Raw genomic sequence first — 392 nt, forward strand, 5'->3', positions numbered from 1 at the left:
CCGGCCCGTCTGCACGTCGCCGACCCGCACGACGTTGAAGACCTCGCCGGTCTCGATGTCGGCGAGCCGGCCCGCCTCCCACTGGTCCATGGCCGCTTGCGGGTCCCGGTTGGCGGAGGCGAGCCAGGCCGCGCCGAGGTTGAAGTTCGGGGCGGCCGAGCGGAGTCGGCCGCTTCGCGTGTATGTCATGAGGGTCGTTCCCGTCAGGCCGGGCAGAGCAGGTCGTGGATCGCAGCCCCGGCCTCGGTGCGAGCGGCCGGGGCGGCGTTGACGATGTAGACGACGGTGCCGTGGGTGATCGCGATCGCGTGGGACCGGCCCTTGGCGAGGTCGTCGGCCGCCCGCCCCTCGGCGGACGGGGCGTCCAGCCACAGCAGCTGCTCGTCGCCCTC

General features: G+C 73.7%; 1 protein-coding gene and 1 pseudogene. Both read right to left on the minus strand.

Translation table 11 applies throughout. The features are described from left to right. Positions 1-189: pseudogene (locus tag ACLWS4_RS37705) on the minus strand (hypothetical protein); the annotation flags it as partial. A gap of 14 nt (positions 190-203) precedes the next feature. After that, positions 204-392: hypothetical protein (locus tag ACLWS4_RS37710; protein ID WP_416876529.1), on the minus strand; the 189-nt coding region annotated here is incomplete at its 5' end.

It is taken from the genome of Kitasatospora sp. SC0581, from assembly GCF_048159585.1.
Classification (GTDB): domain Bacteria; phylum Actinomycetota; class Actinomycetes; order Streptomycetales; family Streptomycetaceae; genus Kitasatospora.